At 74.2% G+C, this 19,717-nt stretch carries 17 protein-coding genes; 11 read left to right on the forward strand and 6 right to left on the reverse strand.

What is annotated here, in order from left to right; translation table 11 throughout:
• Nucleotides 1–52 precede the first annotated feature (52 nt).
• From FHR36_RS07855 to FHR36_RS07870, 4 genes are all read left to right on the forward strand, one after another.
• The gene (locus FHR36_RS07855; protein WP_253795125.1) at nucleotides 53–1,462 is read left to right on the forward strand and encodes a diaminobutyrate--2-oxoglutarate transaminase family protein; all 1,410 of its coding nucleotides are present in this window, start codon (nucleotides 53–55) and stop codon (nucleotides 1,460–1,462) included.
• The gene (locus tag FHR36_RS07860; RefSeq protein ID WP_253795127.1) at nucleotides 1,459–2,976 is read left to right on the forward strand and encodes a pyridoxal phosphate-dependent decarboxylase family protein; all 1,518 of its coding nucleotides are present in this window, start codon (nucleotides 1,459–1,461) and stop codon (nucleotides 2,974–2,976) included. The genes FHR36_RS07855 and FHR36_RS07860 overlap by 4 nt, the downstream gene beginning before the upstream one ends.
• Nucleotides 2,977–3,466: 490 nt before the next feature.
• Complete coding sequence (locus tag FHR36_RS07865; RefSeq protein WP_253795130.1) at nucleotides 3,467–4,204, forward strand: tRNA-dependent cyclodipeptide synthase; 738 nt, start codon at nucleotides 3,467–3,469, stop codon at nucleotides 4,202–4,204.
• A gap of 34 nt (nucleotides 4,205–4,238) precedes the next feature.
• A complete protein-coding gene (locus tag FHR36_RS07870; protein ID WP_253795132.1) occupies nucleotides 4,239–5,441 on the forward strand; it encodes a cytochrome P450 in 1,203 nt (400 codons plus the stop codon).
• Nucleotides 5,442–5,480: 39 nt separating this feature from the next.
• Here FHR36_RS07870 and FHR36_RS07875 read toward each other — a convergent pair whose 3' ends face one another.
• From FHR36_RS07875 to FHR36_RS07890, 4 genes are all read right to left on the reverse strand, one after another.
• On the reverse strand, nucleotides 5,481–6,281 hold the full coding sequence (locus tag FHR36_RS07875) for an inositol monophosphatase family protein (protein ID WP_253796688.1): 801 nt from the start codon (nucleotides 6,279–6,281) through the stop codon (nucleotides 5,481–5,483).
• 154 nt (nucleotides 6,282–6,435) lie between these two features.
• Nucleotides 6,436–7,317 (reverse strand): DMT family transporter, encoded by an 882-nt coding sequence (locus tag FHR36_RS07880; RefSeq protein WP_253795134.1) that lies wholly within the window; start codon nucleotides 7,315–7,317, stop codon nucleotides 6,436–6,438.
• Between the two features lie 75 nt (nucleotides 7,318–7,392).
• A complete protein-coding gene (locus FHR36_RS07885; RefSeq protein WP_253795136.1) occupies nucleotides 7,393–8,613 on the reverse strand; it encodes an MFS transporter in 1,221 nt (406 codons plus the stop codon).
• Between the two features lie 206 nt (nucleotides 8,614–8,819).
• Nucleotides 8,820–9,566: a MerR family transcriptional regulator gene (locus FHR36_RS07890; protein WP_308199226.1), complete on the reverse strand. Its 747-nt coding sequence runs from the start codon at nucleotides 9,564–9,566 to the stop codon at nucleotides 8,820–8,822.
• Nucleotides 9,567–9,717: 151 nt separating this feature from the next.
• Here FHR36_RS07890 and FHR36_RS07895 point away from each other — a divergent pair, with 151 nt between their 5' ends.
• From FHR36_RS07895 to FHR36_RS07920, 6 genes are all read left to right on the forward strand, one after another.
• Nucleotides 9,718–11,286, forward strand: a complete 1,569-nt coding sequence (locus tag FHR36_RS07895; RefSeq protein ID WP_253795140.1) for a flavin-containing monooxygenase — start codon at nucleotides 9,718–9,720, stop codon at nucleotides 11,284–11,286.
• Entirely contained in the window at nucleotides 11,286–12,251 is a 966-nt protein-coding gene (locus FHR36_RS07900; RefSeq protein ID WP_407660823.1) for an alpha/beta fold hydrolase, read from the forward strand. Before FHR36_RS07895 ends, FHR36_RS07900 begins: the two co-directional genes overlap by 1 nt.
• Nucleotides 12,248–13,147 carry an SDR family oxidoreductase gene (locus FHR36_RS07905; RefSeq protein WP_253795143.1) on the forward strand — a complete coding sequence of 300 codons (900 nt, stop codon included), beginning with the start codon at nucleotides 12,248–12,250 and terminating at the stop codon, nucleotides 13,145–13,147. The genes FHR36_RS07900 and FHR36_RS07905 overlap by 4 nt, the downstream gene beginning before the upstream one ends.
• Before the next feature lie 199 nt (nucleotides 13,148–13,346).
• Entirely contained in the window at nucleotides 13,347–14,321 is a 975-nt protein-coding gene (locus FHR36_RS07910; RefSeq protein ID WP_253795144.1) for a zinc metalloprotease, read from the forward strand.
• A gap of 303 nt (nucleotides 14,322–14,624) precedes the next feature.
• Nucleotides 14,625–15,398: an SDR family NAD(P)-dependent oxidoreductase gene (locus FHR36_RS07915; RefSeq protein ID WP_253795145.1), complete on the forward strand. Its 774-nt coding sequence runs from the start codon at nucleotides 14,625–14,627 to the stop codon at nucleotides 15,396–15,398.
• A 158-nt stretch (nucleotides 15,399–15,556) separates the two neighbouring features.
• Nucleotides 15,557–17,359, forward strand: coding sequence for an ABC transporter ATP-binding protein (locus FHR36_RS07920; RefSeq protein WP_253795146.1), 1,803 nt, complete (start codon nucleotides 15,557–15,559; stop codon nucleotides 17,357–17,359).
• Between the two features lie 233 nt (nucleotides 17,360–17,592).
• Here FHR36_RS07920 and FHR36_RS07925 read toward each other — a convergent pair whose 3' ends face one another.
• Complete coding sequence (locus FHR36_RS07925) at nucleotides 17,593–18,078, reverse strand: MarR family winged helix-turn-helix transcriptional regulator (RefSeq protein ID WP_253795147.1); 486 nt, start codon at nucleotides 18,076–18,078, stop codon at nucleotides 17,593–17,595.
• Between the two features lie 77 nt (nucleotides 18,079–18,155).
• Between FHR36_RS07925 and FHR36_RS07930 the strand changes: the two genes are divergently transcribed.
• The gene (locus tag FHR36_RS07930; RefSeq protein WP_253795150.1) at nucleotides 18,156–19,025 is read left to right on the forward strand and encodes an alpha/beta fold hydrolase; all 870 of its coding nucleotides are present in this window, start codon (nucleotides 18,156–18,158) and stop codon (nucleotides 19,023–19,025) included.
• Here FHR36_RS07930 and FHR36_RS07935 read toward each other — a convergent pair.
• Nucleotides 18,998–19,669 carry a lysophospholipid acyltransferase family protein gene (locus tag FHR36_RS07935; protein ID WP_253795152.1) on the reverse strand — a complete coding sequence of 224 codons (672 nt, stop codon included), beginning with the start codon at nucleotides 19,667–19,669 and terminating at the stop codon, nucleotides 18,998–19,000. The genes FHR36_RS07930 and FHR36_RS07935 overlap by 28 nt on opposite strands.
• Nucleotides 19,670–19,717: the final 48 nt, after the last annotated feature.

A 19,717-nucleotide genomic window follows, 5' to 3' on the forward strand; every position in this document is an offset into this window, starting at 1 on the left:
CTGGTCATTTCCCGATAAAGTTAGGCTTACCTAACTTTAAGGGAGCTCTGCTGTGACCCTCACCGTCGGCACCGTCGGCGCCGCCCCCGTCGGCGACGCGATCCTGCGCCGTCAGCGCATCCGCGAGTCGGCCGCCCGCACCTACGCCCGGTCGTTCCCGATCGTGCCGGTCCGGGCCAACGGGATGACGGTCGAGGGTGCCGACGGCCGCCGCTACCTCGACTGCCTGTCCGGGGCGGGCACGCTGGCGCTCGGTCACAACCACCCGGTGGTGCTGGAGGCGATCCGCCGCACCCTGGACAGCGGCGCCCCGCTGCACCTCCTCGACCTGGCCACCGCCGAGAAGGACGACTTCACCACCGCGCTGCTCGCCAGCCTGCCGCCGGCCTTCGCGGCCAACGCCCGGATCCACTTCTGCGGTCCGGCGGGCACCGACGCGGTCGAGGCGGCGCTGAAGCTGATGCAGACCGCGACGGGGCGGCGCGGCGCGCTCGCCTTCACCGGCGCGTACCACGGGATGACAGCCGGCGCGCTGGCGGTCACCGGCAACGTGGCGGTCAAGGAGCCGCTGCCGAGCGGGGGAGAGGTGACCCGGCTGCCGTTCCCGTACGCCTACCGCTGCCCGTTCGGGGTGGGCGGCGAGCGGGGCGCCGAGCTGTCCGCCGCGTACACCGAGCGCCTGCTGGACGACCCGTCCGGCGGGGTGCTGCCGCCCGCGGCGATGATCGTGGAGGCGGTCCAGGGCGAGGGCGGGGTCGTCCCGGCGCCGGACGGCTGGCTGCGCGCGATGCGCCGGATCACCGCCGAGCGGGGCATCCCGCTGATCGTGGACGAGGTGCAGACCGGCGTCGGCCGCACCGGCGCGATGTGGGCGGTGGAGCACAGCGGGGTGATGCCCGACGCGATGGTGCTCTCCAAGGCGATCGGCGGCAGCCTGCCGCTGGCCGTGGTGGTCTACCGCGAGGAGTACGACGGCTGGCGGCCGGGCGCGCACACCGGCACCTTCCGCGGCAACACGCTGGCGATGGCGGCCGGCGCCGCCACGCTCCGGTTCGTGGCCGACCACGGGCTGGTGGCCCGCGCCGCGACGGTCGGCGCCCGGATGGCGGCCCGGCTCGACGGTGCGCGCGGACGGCTGCCGGTGATCGGGGACGTCCGCGGCCGCGGCCTGATGCTCGGCGTCGAACTGGTCGACCCCGCGGGCACGCCCGACAGCTGCGGCGCGCTGCCGCCGGACCCGCGCCTCGCCGTCCGGGTGCGCGAGGCGTGCCTGGCCCGCGGGCTGATCGTCGAACTCGGCGGCCGCCACGACGCGGTGCTGCGTCTGCTCCCACCGCTCACCATCACCGACGAGCAGGCCGAGGCCGTCCTCGACCGCCTCCTCGACGCCATCGAGAACGCCGCCACCGCCCCTTCCGCTACCGGGAGCGCCGCCACCGCCCCCGCCGGGAACCCGGCATGACGGACCCGCACCACCTCGCCGCCGACGACTGGCCGGCCCTCTCCGGCGGCACGGCCGGCCCCGCGGCGCTGCGCCCGCTGCTGGAGGAGGTCCTGGCGGCGCTGTCGGCCGGCGCGCAGCGGCGCGGCGGGCCGATCGCCGCAGGCCGTCCGGCCGAGGCCGCCGACCGGGTCCGGGCCGCCCTCGCGGACGCCACCGGCCCCGCCGCGCTCGCCCGGCTGACCGAACTGCTGGCCCACGGCGGCGCCGACCCGGCCGATCCGGCGTGCGCCGCCCACCTGCACTGCCCGCCGCTGGCCGTGGCGGCCGCCGCCGACCTGGCGGTCAGCGCGCTCAACCCCTCGCAGGACTCGTGGGACCAGGCGCCCGCCGCGACCGCCCTGGAGCGCGAACTGCTGGCCGAGCTGGCCGCCCTGGTGGGGTTCGACCCGGCCGGATCGGCCGGGGTGCTGACCTCGGGTGGCACGGAGTCCAACCTGATGGGCCTGATGCTGGCCCGGGACCGGCGCCTCGGCCCGGACGTCGAACTGGACGGCGTCCCGCCCGGCGTCCGTCCGCGGATCCTCGCCTCGCAGGCGGCGCACTTCTCCGTCCAGCGCGCGGCCGCCCTGCTCGGCCTGGGGGAGCGCGCGGTCCGCGCCGTGCCGGTCGACCGGACGCTGCGGATGGACCCGGCGGCGCTCGCGGAGGCACTCGCCGCGACGGCCCGGGAGGGCGCCGTCCCGGTCGCGGTGGTCGCCACCGCCGGGACCACCGACACCGGCGCGATCGACCCGCTCGGCCCGGTCGCCGACCTGGCGTCCCGGTACGGCGCCTGGCTGCACGTGGACGCGGCGTACGGCGGTGGCGCGCTGTTCTCCGACCGGCTGTCCCCGCTGCTGGCCGGCGTCGAGCGGGCGGACTCGGTCTCGCTCGACTGGCACAAGCTGGGCTGGCAGCCGGCCGCCGCCGGGGTGTTCCTGGTCCGCCGGGCGGAGACGTACGCGTCCCTCGCCCGCCGCGCCGTCTACCTCAATCCGGCCGACGACGAGGAGGCCGGGTACCCGAGCCTGCTGGGCCTCTCGCTGCGCACCACCCGCCGTCCGGACGCCTTCAAACTGGCCGTCACCCTGCGCACGCTGGGCCGTGCGGGCCTCGGCCGGATGGTGGACCGCTGCCACGAGCTGGCCCTCGCCGCCGCCGAGCTGGTCCGGGCCGAGCCGGCGTTGGAGCTGCACTGCGACCCGGTGCTCACCACCGTGGTCTTCCGCTACCTCCCGACCGGCACCGCAGGCTCCGCTGTCGACCCCGCCGCCGCGGACCGGATCAACGCCGAACTGCGCCGCGAACTGCTGCGCACCGGCCGGGCCGTGGTCGGCCGGACCGAACTCCCCGCCCCCGCGCACTCCTCGAACGCCGCGGGCCTGGTCCGACTGAAACTCACCCTTCTCAATCCCCGGACGACGCCGTCCGATCTGGCCGATCTGCTGGCCGCCGTGGTCCGGGCCGGTCGCCGGGTGGAGCAATCGTCCTAACCGAATGCCCGCTCTGGCCAAGACAATCGGAGAAACGTACACTGGTCGCCCGTGACGGCCGGTCAATTCGGTGAATCCTCCGAAGAGACTCCGTGAACATACTTCCGCTCGCCTGTCCACGTGATTCCGGCCGTGGACAGGCGATATTTTGCCATCTCCCGAACCGGACTTGCGGATTCGACCGAGCCGGGCGGTAACTTCTCGTAGTCGCCGCCACACCGGGAGCGCACGGCTCTCAGGGACTAGCGGCACAAGGGGGCTCCACCACATGCGCGACCGCGTTCCTGCGGTTTTCGCGGCATGCCGTTGCGCGACGCCGACGCTGTCGGCAGTACCGCGCTCGTTCGGCTAGCCCGACCCGAGAATTCTCCGCCCGACCGGCGTTTCCGGCCGCTTTCCCTTGGCTCGCCCCGACCGGGCGACCGAGGTGTCCGACGGCTGCCCAAAACCCCCTCTTATGTCCTCAGTTCTGCGACGCGGAGGCCGCGGCATGAGCGAATCGCTCCTGAGCACCACCCTTGCCACCTTCACCACCCATGGACCCTTCGAGGTCCGGCCCTTCTCGGACCGCTGCCGGTCCGTGTTCGAACTCGGCGACCACCTCCTGATCGGGGTCAGTCCGGGAAACAGCTATTTCGGTCCGCAGCGGATCGCCGAACTCGTGCGGTGGGGACACGAGTTCTTCGACGCCGTCGACATCGTCTACGCGGACCTGCACGTCGACGCGCAATTCACCGCCGCCGGCTACACCGCCGAGCACGCCGAGCGGCGCGCCGCCAAGGAGGTCAAGGCCACCCAGCGGCGGATCCAGCGCGGGGTCGCCGAGGCGGGCCGTCCCGGGGTCGGCGTGCACGCCCTGTCGGAGTTCCTGCCCCGGGCGACCTACCGGGAGCTGCACCGCGAGGTGCTGCACGCCCTCGGCACCGACCCCGAGTTCCGGGCGGCCACCGAGGGGATGGCCCGCTCCTTCCTGCGGGCCCGGCAGGCCGACGGCACCGCCCCCGCCCCCGATCGGCTGGCCGCCGGCGTCGACTACATCGCCGCCGAGCTGCCGTTCTTCCTGGACACCCCGGCGCTGCTCGGGGTGCGCTCCTCGGTCGCCTGCTACCACGTCGAACTCCCGCTCACCCCGGTGCTGTTCGGCCGCACCGAGGGCCTGCGCGCAGTCCCCGCGCAGGCGTACGCGGTGGTCCGTCCGACCGCCGCACCGCAGGTCGCCGCCGCCTGACCGGCCGTCACCCATCGCAAGGAGAACACCCCGTATGACCGACACTGTGCAGCCCGAGTTCACCTTCCCGCTCTCCCGGCGCGGCGACATCGTGCCCGAGGAGGCGAACCTGCTGCGCGAGAAGCACCCGGTGGCGAAGGTCCGCACCCTGACCGGGGACGACGCCTGGCTGGTCAGCAGCTACGCCCTCGCCAAGCAGGTGCTGGAGGACGAGCGGTTCAGCCTCAAGGACACCGCCAACCCGGGCGTCCCGCGCCAGTACGCGCTGACCATCCCGCCGGAGGTGGTCAACAACATGGGCAACATCAACAGCGCCGGACTGCGCAACGCCGTGATGAAGACCCTCTCCCCGCGCGCCGACAAGGAGTTGGCGAGCTGGCTGGAGGCCGAGGCGCACCGGCTGATCGACCGGCTGATCGAGCAGGGCGCCCCCGGCGAGTTGCGCGACGGCTTCACCGAGCCGTACTCGGCCGCCCTGCACTGCCGGCTGCTCGGCATCCCCACCGACGACTGGCGGCGGTTGATGTCCGGCATCGACGTCGCGTTCATCACCAGCCCGGAGCCGTTCGAGGGCTCCACGCCCAACTGGTACAAGGATCTCGGCTACATGGTCGACCGGCTCAACGCCGACCCGGAGCCCACCGAGGGGCTGCTCGGCCGGTTCGCCGAGCTGCGCCGCTCCCCGGACGTCTCGGACCGGGTCAGTGACGAGCTGCTCGCCACCGTCGCCCTGTCGCTGTTCGGGGCGGGCGCGGTCTCCACCTCCTCGTTCCTGCTGCACGCGATCATCTACCTGGTGGAGCGGCCCGAGTTGGCCGAGCGGATCCGCCGGGAGCCGGCGGTGATCGGCCGGGCGGTGGACGAGCTGCTGCGCTACAACCTGTCGATCGGCGACGCGCTGCCGCGGATCGCCCTGGCGGACGTGCGGCTGGGGGAGGTGCTGGTGAAGGAGGGCGAGCTGGTCCTGGTGCTGATCGAGGGCGCCAACCACGACCCGGAGGTCTTCCCGCACCCGGAGCGGATCGACTTCGACCGGGAGTCCAACCCGCACCTGGCGTTCGGCGGCGGCCGGCACTTCTGCCCGGCGTCGGCGCTGGGACGCACCCACGCCGAGATCGCCGTCACGGCGCTGGTGGAGCGGCTGCCCGAGCTGCGGCTCGCCCTGCCGGTGGAGCAGCTGGCCTGGCGTCCGGGCTTCATCAAGCGCCTGCCGGAGCGGCTGCCGGTGGTCTGGTGAACCGGGGCGCCCGTGCGGCCCGCGCAAGCCGCACGGGGCTCAGTCGAGGCCGAGCAGGATGGCGTGGATCCGGTCCCACTGGTCCGCGTCGGCGGTGACCAGCAGGCCGTCCTCGCAGCCCGGGGCCTCCGGGCGGTAGGCGCTGCCGTCGAGGCGGGCGGAGCGTCCGCCCGCCTCGGTGACCAGCAGCGAGCCGGGGGCGTGGTCCCAGGGGAGCGTGCGCCAGTACAGGATGAAGTCCTGCTCGCCGGTGGCCACCAGCGGGTACTCGATGCCGGCCGCGCTCCGCCCGCCGCTGAGGTGGCCGAAGACCCGGGCGTTGCTCTGCAGGCGGTGGTGGGTGGCGGGGTCGAGGAAGCGGCTCTTCAGGATGCCCTGCCACTGCGCGGGGGAGTCGGCGACCGGCGGGTGGGTCAGCCGCCGGCCGTCGCACCAGGCGCCGGAGCCGAGTTCGGCGGCGTACGCGGTGCCGGTGACCGGCTGCCAGATCCAGGCGGCGACGGTCTGCCCGGCCCGGACCAGGGAGGCCATCACGGCGAAGTTCGGCCGGCCGGCCACGAAGTTGGAGGTCCCGTCGACCGGGTCGACCAGCCAGACGGCCGGCTCGGAGTGCAGGGCGCGGGCCAGCTCCGGATCGGCCGAGACGGCCTCCTCGCCGACCACCGGGACGGGCAGCAGCTCGCGCAGCCGGTGCGCGATGATCTGCTCCGCCTCGCGGTCGGCCACGGTGACCACCTCGCCGGGGGCCTTCTCCATCACCTCGCCGGCGGCCAGCGCGCGGAACCTCGGTTCCACGGCCACGGCCGACGCCTCGGCGAGGATCTCCGCCACCTTCTCCATCAGCACGTGCCCGCTCCCTTCGCTGACTCCACTCTCGCACGTCCGTGCGGTCCGGCTCGCGCCGGTCCACGCCGGTCGGAGATGCTGATCGACTTGTCGACATGGAGTCACCGGGGCCCGCCGTCGCGCGGAGGCCGGCGGGCGGGCGGCGGCGTCAGCTGCGGCGGGAGAGGGCCACGCCCGCCAGGCAGAGCGCCCCGCCGACGAAGGCGAGGGGGCGCGGCAGCTCGCCGAGGACGGCCCAGGACATCAGCACCACCAGCGCCGGCACGGTGTAGGTGGTGGCGCCGAGCCGGCCCGCCGTGGTGCGGGCCAGCGCGTACGCCCAGGCGGTGAAGGCCAGCGCGGTCGGGAACAGCCCCAGGTAGACCATGTTGAGGGTGGCGCCGGCCGGGGCCGCGGCCACCTGGGAGACCAGCTGCGGGGCGAACGGCAGGCACACCGCCGCTCCGGTCAGGCAGCCGAAGGCGGTCGCCTGCAGCGGTGAGGCGTGCCGCAGCGCCGGCTTCTGCAGCACCACGCCCACCGCGTACGTCACCGCGGCGAGCGCGCACAGCAGGATCCCGCCGATCGGGCCGCCGCCGCTCGAGGTGGCGATCCCGACCACCAGGGCGCCGCAGAACGACACGGCGAGCCCGGCCAGCAGCTTGCGCGGCAGCCCCTCGCCCAGCAGTCGGCCGCCGAGCAGGGCGATCAGCAGCGGGCCGAGCGCCACCACCATCGCCGCGGTGCCGGCGTCCACCAGGTGCTCGCCCCAGTGGATCGCCACCGTGTACAGCCCGAACCACACCACCCCGGAGGCGGCGATCCCCGGCCAGGCCGCCCGCGGCGGCAGTCCCTCGCCGCGGGCCAGCAGCATCACCACCAGCACGAGCGAGCCGACCAGCAGCCGGCCCAGGGCGAGCGCGCCGGGGCCGAAGTGGTCGGCGGCGCTGCGGATCGAGACGAAGGCGGACGCCCAGAGGACGACGGCGGTGGCCGCGGCGGCCACCGCCCCGGCGGCCGGGCGGTCGGCGGTGGTGGGGGAGAGGTCCATGCGGGTCAGGCTACGGACCGGCCCCCTGCGCGCAACCGGGTTTTCCCCGGGCACCCGACGTGGACTGACGATGCGTCAGGCCGCGGTGGTCGCGGTCGGCCGGGGCGGCGCGGGGGTGTGGCGGCGGCGGTAGCGCCGTTCGGTGGCGGTGGTGAGGGCCAGCAGCAGGGCGAGGGCGGCGGCGGTGCAGGTCACCAGGAACGGGGCCGCCGGGCCGTGGTGGTCGGCGGCCCAGCCGGCGGCGAGGGTGCCCGCGGACTGGGCCAGGGTGATGCTGCTGACCAGCGCGGCCATCGCCTCGCCCAGCCGCTCGGCCGGGACGGTCCGCTCGGCCAGCCCGAACATGGTGATCATCTGCGGGGCGACCGCCGCGCCCAGACAGCCGGTGGCGACCGTCAGCGCGGTCATGGTGTCGGCGAACGGCAGCAGCAGCGAGGCGGCCAGCAGCAGGACGGTACCGCCCTTCAGTCGCACCGGCAGCCCGACCCGGGCGGGCAGCGCCGCGGTGGCCACCCCGGCGAACGAGGAGACGCCGCCGATCAGGCCGTACAGCAGGCCGGCCGCCCCGGGGTGGCCGAGGTGTTCGGTGGTGGCGGTGACCCCGACCTGGACCGAGCCGAAGCACACCCCGAGCAGGGCCATCCCGCCGAGCAGCAGCGCGAACGGCGGATTGACCAGGCGGGCGGTGCTGCGCGCGGCAGCCGGCGAGCCGGGCGAGGCGCTCGGATGCAGGGCGAACAAGGTGGCGCAGACGCCGACCAGCGCGGCAGCCAGCAGCATTCCGGCGGCCGGGTTCGCCAGGGCGGCGAGCAGGCCGATCACGGCCGGTCCGGCGGTGAAGCTGATCTCGTCCACCGTGCCGTCCAGCGAGAGCGCGGCGGCGGTGGACTCCCGGTCGCCGCGGGCCAGGCGGACCCACCGGCTGCGCGAGAGCGGGCCGACCAGCGGCACCGAGACGCCGATCAACGCGGCGGCCAGCAGCTGGACGGGCAGCGCCAGGCCCAGCACCGACCCGGCCACCAGGGCCAGGATGGCGAGCGTGTTCACCGCGGCCGCGGCCAGCCCGACCGGGCGCTGCCCGCGGCGGTCCGCCAGCCGGCCGACCAGCGGCCCGCCGACGCCCTGGCCGACGGCCAGCACCCCGGCCACCGCCGCACCGCGCCAGACACTGCCGGACTCGTCCGTCACCAGCAGCAGCGAGCCGATCGGGCACATCGCGGCGGGCAGCCGCCCGAGTAGCGACCACAGGAGCACCCGGCCCCCGGTCAGCCCCACCGCCGTACGGAACGTCCTCATCACGGCCATCCGCCACCCACCCCCGGGCGGGCCGGCTCGGGGCGCCCGCCTCCCGTCGTCGGCCCGGACGAAAGCAGTGACGTGTGCGGGTGAGTCTCGACCGTACCGGCGAGGAACCCAACCGCGTCACGGTCCGATCACCCAGCGCACCGCACCCGGCCCGGGCCCTCTCCTTGGAGGAGCACCCAAGCCGTGGTGGCGGCGGGTCACGGGTGGCGCAGCTGCTCGTACTCCGCGCGGACCCGGCGGTCCATGGCGAGGGTGAACTGGGCGTCGTTGACGGCGCGGGCCAGCGGGCGGATGCGGCGGATCTGGTCGGTGAGGCGGGCGGCCTCGGCGGGGGTGAGGTCCTCGACGTGGGTGAGGGCGCCGAGCAGCCGGTCGCGGACCAGGGCGACGAAGACCTCGGCGGTGGCGTCCGCGTACTCGCGGGCCTTGCGGCTGACGGCGAGCACGGCGGAGAGCGGGACGCCCTCGGCGACCAGGGCGACGGTGGCGTCCATCAGGCGGCGGCTGATGTGGGTGATGCCGTCCTCGTCGACGGTGATGAAGCCCTGGGCGATGGACTCGGTGGTGTTCTCCTCGGTGAGCTGGTCGCCGAAGGCGGCGTGCAGGTCGTCCCAGCCGAGGTGGACGGGGGTCTCGTCGGACCAGGGGGCGATCAGCTCGTCGGCCAGTCCGATCAGGTCGGCGACGTCGCGGCCGCGTTCGCCGGCGCCGATCAACTCGGCGATGCCGCCGAGGGCGTGGCCGCGGTCGAGGAGTTCGGCGATCAGCCGCAGCCGGGCCAGGTGCTCCTCGCCGTACCAGGCGATCCGGCCCTCCTTGCGGGGCGGTTGGAGCAGTCTGCGTTCGCGGTAGAAACGGACGGTCCGCACGCTCACGCCGGCCGCCTCGGCGAGTTCCTCGACCCGGTACTCGCGCGGCCCGCCGTCCTTCTCGATCTCCGCCACGCCGGTCAGCATAGGCGGGAACCCGCCCCGTCCGCCCTATTCCACTCGGTGTCAACAAGGACTACCCTGCCAATCGTGCCAGTGATTACTGGCAAGGTTTCCGGTCCGTGCAGCACCCCAGCACCCCCATCCCCGCCCTGGAGGCCCCCGCATGGCACCCCGCACCAAGCAGCCGCCCGCGGCCCAACCCTCCGCCGACGGTGCCACCGCCGCCGTTCCGGTCCCGCACGTGCGGGTCGCGGTGATCGGCTCCGGCTTCGGCGGCCTCGGCGCCGGCGTCCGGCTGCGCCGCGCCGGGATCACCGACTTCGTGATCCTGGAGCGCGCCGGCTCGGTCGGCGGCACCTGGCGCGACAACAGCTACCCGGGCTGCGCCTGCGACGTCCCCTCGCACCTCTACTCCTTCTCCTTCGCGCCGAACCCCGAGTGGCCGCGCAGCTTCTCCGGCCAGCCCGACATCCGCGCGTACCTGGAGCGGGTCACCGAGACCTTCGGGCTGCGCCCGCACCTGCGGTTCAACGCCGAGGTGAGCGAGCTGCGCTGGGAGGAGGAGCACACCCGCTGGCGGGTCACCACCTCCGCCGGGCAGTGGACGGCGGACGCCGTGGTCTCCGCGGCCGGCCCGCTGGCCGACCCGCAGATCCCGGACCTGCCCGGCCTCGACACCTTCCCCGGCAAGGTGGTCCATTCGGCCCGCTGGGACCACGACTTCGACCTGACCGGCAAGCGGGTGGCGGTGGTCGGCACCGGGGCATCCGCGGCGCAGATCATCCCGGCGATCCAGCCGCAGGTCGGCCGGCTGACGGTGTTCCAGCGCACCCCGGCGTGGGTGATGCCGCGGCGCGACCGGGAGATCTCCGGACTGGAGAAGTGGCTGCACAGCAAGGTCCCGCCGACCGGGGCGGTCCGCCGCGGCACGCTGTTCGCGCTGCGCGAGCTCCAGGTGGACGCCTTCGTCCGTCGGCCCGGACTGCTCAAGCTGGTGCAGAAGGTTGCCGAGGCGCACATCGCCCGCGGGGTACCGGACCCGGCGCTGCGGGCGAAACTGACCCCCGACTACCGGATCGGCTGCAAGCGCATCCTGCTCAGCAACACCTACTACCCGGCGCTGGCCGCCGCCAACACCGAGGTGGTCGCCTCGGGCCTGCGCGAGCTGCGCGGCTCCACCCTGGTGGCGGCCGACGGCAGCGAGCACGAGGTGGACGCGATCGTCTTCGGCACCGGCTTCCACGTCACCGACCTGCCCATCGCCCACCGGGTGTTCGGCGTCGGCGGCACCAGCCTGGCGGAGACCTGGAAGGACGGCATGGAGGCGCTGCGCGGCGCCACCGTGCACGGCTTCCCCAACCTGTTCTTCGTGATCGGGCCCAACACCGGCCTCGGCAACAGCTCGATGATCCTGATGATCGAGTCCCACCTGAACTACCTGGTCGACGCGCTGACCACGCTGGACGCGGTCGGCGCGACCGCGATGCAGCCCACCGAGCGGGCCCAGCGCCGCTGGAACCTGGAACTGCAGCACCGGATGGAGCGTACGGTGTGGACCACCGGCGGCTGCCAGAGCTGGTACCTGGACCGCTCGGGCAAGAACACCACCCTGTGGCCCGCCTCCACCAGCGCGTTCCGGCGCGCCACCCGCCGGGTCGACCTGGCCGAGTACGAGCTGATCAAGCGCACCGCGCCGGTCGCGGCGCCCGCCGAGGAGGTTGTCCCCGCGTGATCGCGAGCATTCCGAGCGACTGCGTCCTGCCCGACCCGGCCGAGGTCCGGCGGGTCCGCTCCGCCGACGGCACCGGACTGAACGTCGAGAGCTACGGCCCCGAGGGCGCCCCGGTCGTGGTGCTCTCCCACGGCTGGACCTGCGCGACCGCGTTCTGGGCCCCGGTCGTCCACCAACTGGTCGGCGAGTACCGGCTGGTGGCGTACGACCAGCGCGGCCACGGCCGCAGCGACACCCCGCCGGGCGCGGCCGGCTACTCCACCGCCAAGCTCGCCGAGGACCTGGAGGCGGTCCTGCTGGCCACCGTCCCGGCGGGGGAGCGGGCGGTGCTGGCCGGGCACAGCATGGGCGGCATGACCATCATGGCCGCCGCCGACCGCCCCGAGGTCCGGCGGCGGACCGGCGCCGCGGTGCTGATCTCCACCGGCCCCGGCGAGCTGGTCGCCGAGCTCACCGTCGTCCCGCCGGCCGTCCGCTCCACCGCCGTCAGGCGCTTCCTGCACCGGCAGATCCTGCAGTCCCGGCTGCCGCTCGGCCCGGTCACCGGCCTGTCCAAGGCGCTGCTCAAGTACGCCACCATGGGGCCGGACACCCCCGCCGACCGGGTCGCCGCCTGTGCCCAGGTGGTGCACGCCTGCCCGACCGCCGTCCGGCACCGCTGGGCCGGCGTGCTGGACACCCTGGACGTCCACCAGGGCCTGGCCCGGCTCGCCGTCCCCACCGCGGTGGTGGTCGGCAGCCACGACAAGCTGACCCCGCCGGTGCACGCCCACCGGATGGCCGCCGCCCTCACCGACGGGCGCGGCCTGCTCGAACTGGACCGGGTGGGCCACATGTCCCCGGTGGAGCGCCCGGCCGAGGTGGCCGGGGAGATCCGCCGGATGGCCGCCCTCGCGGCCGACGCCCCGTCCGCATCCGCCGCCGCATCCGCCCCCGCTTCTGCCGCCGAGGAGGCCGTCTCATGAACCCGCCCCTGTCCTCCCAGGTCGTCGTCGTCACCGGAGCCGCCCGCGGCATCGGCGCCCTGATGGCCCGTACGCTGGCCGCGCAGGGCGCCAAGGTGGCCCTGGTGGGCCTGGAGCCGGCCGAGTTGAAGGCGGTGGCCGCCGAGTGCGGTGAGCACGCGTCCGCCTGGGAGGCCGACGTCACCGACCTGGACGCGCTGAGTGCGGTGGCCCGCTCGATCCAGGACCGCTACGGCCGGATCGACACCGTGGTGGCCAATGCCGGCATCGCGATCGGCGGCCCGCTGCTGGACAGCGACCACCGGGCGTTCAGCCGGGTGATCGAGGTCAACCTGCTGGGCTCGGTCGCCACCGCCCGGGCCTTCCTGCCCGCGCTGGTGGAGAGCCGCGGCTACCTGCTGCAGATCGCCTCGCTGGCCGCGATCACCCCGGCCCCGCTGATGGCGGCGTACTGCGCCTCCAAGGCGGGGGTGGAGTCCTTCGCCCACGCGCTGCGCGCCGAGGTCGCCCACCAGGGCGTCAAGGTCGGTGTCGGATACCTGAGTTGGACTGACACCGACATGGTGCGCGGAGCCGACCAGGACACCGTGCTGCGGCAGATGCGGGCCCGGCTGCCCTGGCCGGCCAACAAGACCTACCCGCTCGGCCCGGCGGTGGACCGGCTGGTGGCCGGGATCGCCCGCCGCTCCCCGCACGTCTACGCCCAGGCCTGGCTGCGCGGCATGCAGCCGATCCGGTGGATGCTGCCCGGCCTCATCGCCGCGGTCGGCTCGCGCGATGTGGCCCGGCTGGAGCCGGAGTTGAAGGCCACTGCGGACACCCGGCTGGCCCCGGTCGGCGCCGGCGGCGCGGCCGACGCCTCCGCGCGGGCCGCCAGGTCCGGTACGCAGGGCTGAGTTTCGGACATTCGGCGAATACGGGAGTGAAGTAAAGCTTCCATCCCGTGGCACCCAAAGACCGGTAAACCTCCGGTCTTTGGGTGTTTTGTCGTGAAAATTTCACGGCCGGAACGCGTCTGACGCGTCCATGCGGCCGGTGCGTAGCCTCTGCTCGGCGGTCCCCCACCGCCGTCCCCCCACCCCCGCAGGAGAGCAGATGCGTCGCTCTGTCCGGATCTCGACCAGACTGCTGGGTGTCGCCGCCCTCGCCGGCGTGACCGCCTTCACCCCGTTCTCCGTCCCCACCGCCTCCCCGTCCGCGGCGCCCGCCGCGGCCTGCGCCCAGGACTCCGCGGACGCCGGTGCCCGCCGGGCCGCCGGCAGCCAGGCCCAGGAGCCGAACGCGATCACCGACGCCCGGGCCAGGGCGATGGAGGCCGACCTCCAGGCGCAGGTGGCCAGGGTGCGCACCTCGCCGAAGGGCGCCCAACTGCTGGCCGGCGGCGCGCTGGCCGCCACCACCGTGCCGGTCTACGTCCACGTCGTGCACGACGGCGCGGCGGGCAACCTGAGCGCGAGCGACATCTCCAAGCAGCTGACCGTGCTGAACGCGGCCTACGGCGGCCAGGGCACCGGCAACGCGGCCACCCCGTTCCGGTTCCAGCTGGTCGCCACCGACTACACCGACAACGCGTCCTGGTACAACGACATCACGCCCGGCTCCACCGCCGAGACGCAGATGAAGTCGACGCTGCGCAAGGGCGGCGCCAACGCGCTGAACATCTACACCGCCAAGCTCGGCCAGTCGCTGCTCGGCTGGGCGACCTTCCCGAGCGACTACCGGTCCGCGCCGAGCGACGACGGGGTGGTCATCCTGGACTCCTCGCTGCCGGGCGGCTCGGCCACCAACTACAACGAGGGCGACACCGCCACCCACGAGGTCGGCCACTGGTTCGGGCTGTACCACACCTTCCAGGGCGGCTGCAGCGGCAACGGCGACTACGTCTCCGACACCCCGGCCGAGAAGACCGCGGCCTTCCAGTGCCCGACCGGCCGCGACTCCTGCACCAACAAGACCGGCGTGGACCCGATCCACAACTTCATGGACTACACCTACGACTCCTGCATGTACCAGTTCACCCCCGGCCAGGTCACCCGGATGACCAACTCCTGGGCGGCGTACCGCGCCTGATCGTCGGTTCGGTCCCCGACCGCACCGCAACCGGCGCCGGCCCGGCTCCCCCTTCCGGAGCCGGGCCGGAGTGCGTCAGGCCGGTGGTATGGAGCGGGGCAGCGTCTGAGTGGGCATCAGAATCCCTCGGTCGAAGATCGGAACGGTGATATCACCACACCGCGTGGGCTGCGATGTGCGGATCAACGTACGATCGGTCGGCCGTCCGCGGCCCCGCGCCGCGCCGGACGGCGGCCGCGCCTCGCCCGTTTGCCGCCCGGGCGCACCGGTGCGCCGATCCCTACCCGCCGGTACGGTCGGTCCATGACCACTGCTCTCATCACCGGCGCCACCGCCGGAATCGGCGCCGCCTTCGCCCGCCGCCTGGCCCGCGACGGGCGCGACCTGGTCCTGGTCGCCCGCGACGGCGAGCGGCTCGCCGCCGCGGCCGCCGAGCTCGCCAAGGGCTACGGCGTCCAGGTGGAGACGCTCACCGCGGACCTCGCCACCGACCTGGGCATCGCCGCCGTCGAGGAGCGGCTGCGCGACGCCGACCGCCCGGTCGACATCCTGATCAACAACGCCGGGTTCGGGAACCGCGGCGCCTTCCTGGACGTGCCGCTCCAGGCCGAACTCGACATGCTCAAGGTGCACGTCGAGGCGATCCTGCGGACCACCACCGCCGCGCTGCCCGGGATGCGCGAGCGCGGCCGCGGCGGGATCGTCAACGTCGCCTCGGTCGCTGCCTTCCTGCCCCGCGGCACCTACGGCGCGACCAAGGCCTGGGTGGTCAACTTCACCCAGGGCATCGCCCGCGACGTGGCCGGCAGCGGCGTCCGGCTGCAGGCGCTGTGCCCCGGCTTCACCCGGACCGAGTTCCACCAGCGGGCCGGCATGGGGACCTCCAACATCCCCCGCTGGGGCTGGCTGTCCGCCGACCGGGTGGTCGACGAGTCGCTGCGCGACCTGGCGCGCGGCCGCACCCTCTCCGTGCCGGGCAAGCGCTACAAGGCCGTGGTGGCCGTCGCGCGGCTGCTCCCGGCCGGCGGGCTGGGCGGCATCTCCTCCAAGGCGGCGCGCAGCTACCGCACCGACTGACCTGCGCTCGGCTCGTCGAGCGGGGGACTCCGGGGTGGGACTCCGGGGTGGGGCTCCGGGGTGGGGTGCCGGCGGGAATAGCCGGTAATTCTTTTAGCTTTGCTAACTATGAGCTTCACTCTGTATGCTGGCCGCCCGCCCACCCTGGAGGTCCTCCCTTGCAGCTCCACCGGAACGACTGGACCCCGCCCGAGCGCACCGAGGACGAGCCCCGACCACCCGCTCAGCTCCGCCGCATCCTGGCGCTGTTCCGCCCCTACGTCGGCCGGCTCGCCGTGGTCGGGCTGCTGGTCGCCGCCTCCGCCGTGGTCTCCGTGGTCACACCGTTCCTGCTGCGCGCCGTCCTCGACGTGGCGATCCCCCAGGGCCGGACCGGACTGCTCACCCTGCTCGCCCTCGGCATGATCGCCGCCGCCGTGGTCAACAGCGTCTTCGGCGTCGCCCAGACCCTGATCTCCACCACCGTCGGCCAGCGCGTCATGCACGACCTGCGCACCGCCGTCTACACCCACCTGCAGCGCATGTCGCTGGCGTTCTTCACCCGCACCCGCACCGGCGAGGTGCAGTCCCGGATCGCCAACGACATCGGCGGCATGCAGTCCACCGTCACCTCCACCGCCACCTCGCTGGTCTCCAACCTCACCGCCGTGGTCGCCAGCGTCGCCGCCATGGTCGCCCTCGACTGGCGGCTCACCGTCGTCTCCCTGCTGCTGCTCCCGCTGTTCGTCTGGATCAGCCGCCGGGTCGGCAACGAGCGCAAGAAGATCACCGCCCAGCGGCAGAAGCAGCTCGCCGCGATGAGTTCCGCCGTCCAGGAGTCCCTCTCGGTCAGTGGCATCCTGCTCGGCCGCACCATGGGCCGCTCCGACTCGCTCTCCCGCGAGTTCACCGGACAGTCCGACGAACTCGCCGACCTCGAGGTGCGGTCCTCGATGGCCGGCCGCTGGCGGATGTCCACCATCGGCGTGGTGATGGCGGCGATGCCCGCGGTGATCTACTGGGCGGCCGGACTGGCCGCCGCCGGCGGCGCCCCGATCGTCTCGGTCGGCACCCTGGTCGCCTTCGTCTCGCTCCAGCAGCAGCTGTTCCGGCCCACCGTCAGCCTGCTGTCCACCGGCGTCCAGGTGCAGACCTCGCTCGCGCTCTTCCAGCGCATTTTCGAGTACCTGGACCTGCCGGTCGAGATCGCCGAGCCCGAGCAGCCGGTCCGCCTCGGCGAGGTCCGCGGCGACGTCACCTTCGACGGCGTCGAGTTCCACTACCAGGCCGACCAGGACCGGCCCACCCTCACCGGCATCGACCTCAAGATCCCGGCCGGCGGCTCGCTCGCCGTCGTCGGCGAGACCGGCTCCGGCAAGTCCACCCTCAGCTACCTGGTGCCCCGGCTGTACGACGCCACCGGCGGACGGGTCCTGCTCGACGGGGTCGACGTCCGCGACCTGGCCTTCGACACCCTCGCCGCCGCGGTCGGCGTGGTCTCCCAGGAGACCTACCTCTTCCACGCCTCGGTCGCCGACAACCTCCGCTTCGCCAAGCCCGACGCCACCGACGAGGACCTGGTCGCCGCCGCCACCGCCGCCCGGATCCACGACACCATCGCCGAACTCCCCGACGGGTACGACACCCTGGTCGGCGAGCGCGGTTACCGCTTCTCCGGTGGCGAGAAGCAGCGCCTGGCGATCGCCCGCACCATCCTGCGCAACCCGCCCGTGCTCATCCTGGACGAGGCCACCAGCGCCCTCGACAACCGGACCGAACTCGCCGTCCAGCAGGCCATCGACGCGCTCGCCGCCGGCCGCACCACCATCACCATCGCCCACCGGCTCTCCACCGTCCGCGCCGCCGACCAGATCGCCGTCCTCGACCAGGGCCGGATCGCCGAGCTCGGCACCCACGACCAGCTCCTCGCCCTCGGCGGCCGCTACGCCGCCCTCCTCCACCGCGAGGCCGTCCCGGCGTAGGGTCCGTCGTCGAACCCCCGTCGTCCACCCGAAGGGCGGGCCTGGCGGTGTTCGCGTGCGTGCATCGCAAGGCGGAGCGACCGATGACAACGCGGCGGTGGGCCCTCCTGCCCGTAGGCGGGCAAGGAGGGAGCGTGCCCGGGCGTCGCCAGGAAGGCGGGGGTTTGACGGCGGCCCCCGGGGGGTGGGCAGGTCCCGTCGGGACCCGGCGGCAGCCGGGAGGCGGGGTCGGGTCAGGGCTGCTGCCGGGCGGCGGTGGCGCGGGTGTCGGCGGTGGCGGTGGTCATCGCGGCGAGGAAGCGCTCGGCGGTGTCGAGCTCGGCCGGGGTGAAGGCGTCCATCGCGGTGAGCAGCGCGCCGATCGCGGGGCCGAAGAACGACCAGCCGAGGTCGACCGCCCGCGGCTCGACGGTGAGCAGGACCCGCCGGCGGTCGGCGGCGTCGCGTTCGCGGCGGACCAGGCCGAGCCGTTCCAGCCGGTCGACCAGGGCGGTGGTGCCGGCCGAGTTGAGGCGGAGCTGTTCGCCGAGCCGGCCGGGGGTGACGGGGCGCTCGGCCCGGGCGGCGTCGAGCAGGGCGATCAGGGCCCGCAGGTCGGTGGGGTGCAGGCCGTGCCGGGCGGCGAACTCCGCGCCGAGCAGGTCGAACTCGACGGTCGCCGCCCGCAGCCGGTGGACCAGTCGCAGCCGCGGGTCCTGCCGGCTCTCCTCGGCATTCATGGACATGGATTCCTCTCGCTCGCCTAGTATCTCGCTCAGCGAGAGAATACGTCAGAGCGATCTCCCGAGGCGCCGTTGTGTCCGAATCGTTCGTCGCCGCCTACGACGCCCTGCTGGCCCGCTGGCCGGCCGGCACCGCCGCACTGACCGTGGCCACGCCGTACGGCCCGACCCGGGTGCACGCGTACGGCCCGCCGGACGCTCCGCCGCTGGTCCTGCTGCCCGGCGGCGGGGCGACCGGCGCCGCCTGGTTCGCCAACGCCCCGGCGCTCGGCGCCCGGCACCGGGTGTACGCGGTGGACATTCTCGGCGACGTCGGCCGCAGCGAGCGCGCGGGCCTGCCGCTGCGCACGCCCTCGGACCTGATGGCGTGGCTGGACGCGGTGCTGGACGGCCTGGAGCTGCCGTCCGCCGCGCTGTGCGGGCACTCGTACGGCGGCTGGGTGGCCGCCGCGTACGCGCTGCACGCGCCGCGGCGGGTGGAGCGGCTGGCGCTGCTCGACCCGACCCAGGTGTTCGGCGGCTACCGGCCGGGCTACCTGCTGCGGGTGCTGCCGATGCTGCTGCGGCCGACCGCGCGGCGGGTCGGGGCGTACCTGGCATGGGAGACCGCGGGGACGGGCGTGGACGAGGACTTCGGGCGCCTGTACGTGCGGGGCGCCACGCTGCCGGGCCGGGGCCGGCCGGTGGTCGGGCGGACGCTCGACCCGGCGCCGCTCGCCCCGCCGGTGCTGGTGGTGTTCGCCGGGCGCAGCCGGGTGCACGACGCGGCGGCGACGGCGGACCGGGCCCGTCGGCTGCTGCCGCGGGCCCGGGTGGAGGTACTGCCGGGGGTGGGCCACCACGCGCTGCCGACGGCCGCCTCCGCGGCCGTGGACGCGCTGGTGCTGGAATTCCTGGGGACGCCGCCCGCGCGGCGTCAGGCGGCCTTGGGCAGCTCGTTGTAGCTGTCGGCCAGCTCCTGGCCGGAGAGCTCGTGGATCGCCGCCATCACCTCGTCGGTGACCTGGCGGCGGGCCCTGGCCGAACGGGCCTGCCCGTGCAGCTCGTCGAAGTGCAGCGGCTTGCCGAAGCGGACCGTCACCTGGCGGATCCGGGGCAGGCGCCGACCGACCGGCAGGATCTCCGACGGGCCCTCCAGCGCCACCGGGACCACCGGTACGCCCGCGGTCAGCGCCAGCCAGGCGACGCCGGTCTTGCCCTTGTACAGCCGGCCGTCCAGCGAGCGGGTGCCCTCGGGGTAGATGCCGAAGGCCTTGCCGGACTGCAGGATCTCCAGCGCCTGCTCCAGCGAGGCGGCGGCCGAGCGGTAGTCGGTGCGCTCCACCGGGACGGCGTTGATCACGTTGGTGAAGAAGGCGCGGGAGATCGCGCCCTTGATCCCGGTGCCGGTGAAGTACTCGGCCTTGGCCAGGAAGTGGACCTGGCGCGGAGCCGTCAGCGGGATCACCACGCTGTCGATGAACGACAGGTGGTTGCTGGCCAGGATCACCCCACCCTTGCGCGGCACGTGCTCCAGGCCCACGATGACGGGCCGGTAGACCGCCTTCGCCAGCGGCTTGAGCACGAGCTTCGTGATGAGGTTGAGCATGGGCCCTCCCTGGCCGGCTGACTCCTGGTGACGGTTCGGCGCGGCGGC

It is taken from the genome of Kitasatospora cinereorecta (assembly GCF_024172095.1).
GTDB classification, from domain to species: Bacteria; Actinomycetota; Actinomycetes; order Streptomycetales; family Streptomycetaceae; genus Kitasatospora; species Kitasatospora cinereorecta.

Coding starts and splice junctions, on each gene's coding strand:
- FHR36_RS07860 (WP_253795127.1), top strand. CDS start 1,459: ATGACGGACCCGCACCACCTCGCCGCCGACGACTGGCCGGCCCTCTCC.
- FHR36_RS07865 (WP_253795130.1), top strand. CDS start 3,467: ATGAGCGAATCGCTCCTGAGCACCACCCTTGCCACCTTCACCACCCAT.
- FHR36_RS07870 (WP_253795132.1), top strand. CDS start 4,239: ATGACCGACACTGTGCAGCCCGAGTTCACCTTCCCGCTCTCCCGGCGC.
- FHR36_RS07875 (WP_253796688.1), bottom strand. CDS start 6,281: ATGGAGAAGGTGGCGGAGATCCTCGCCGAGGCGTCGGCCGTGGCCGTG.
- FHR36_RS07880 (WP_253795134.1), bottom strand. CDS start 7,317: ATGGACCTCTCCCCCACCACCGCCGACCGCCCGGCCGCCGGGGCGGTG.
- FHR36_RS07885 (WP_253795136.1), bottom strand. CDS start 8,613: ATGAGGACGTTCCGTACGGCGGTGGGGCTGACCGGGGGCCGGGTGCTC.
- FHR36_RS07895 (WP_253795140.1), top strand. CDS start 9,718: ATGGCACCCCGCACCAAGCAGCCGCCCGCGGCCCAACCCTCCGCCGAC.
- FHR36_RS07905 (WP_253795143.1), top strand. CDS start 12,248: ATGAACCCGCCCCTGTCCTCCCAGGTCGTCGTCGTCACCGGAGCCGCC.
- FHR36_RS07910 (WP_253795144.1), top strand. CDS start 13,347: ATGCGTCGCTCTGTCCGGATCTCGACCAGACTGCTGGGTGTCGCCGCC.
- FHR36_RS07915 (WP_253795145.1), top strand. CDS start 14,625: ATGACCACTGCTCTCATCACCGGCGCCACCGCCGGAATCGGCGCCGCC.
- FHR36_RS07925 (WP_253795147.1), bottom strand. CDS start 18,078: ATGAATGCCGAGGAGAGCCGGCAGGACCCGCGGCTGCGACTGGTCCAC.
- FHR36_RS07935 (WP_253795152.1), bottom strand. CDS start 19,669: ATGCTCAACCTCATCACGAAGCTCGTGCTCAAGCCGCTGGCGAAGGCG.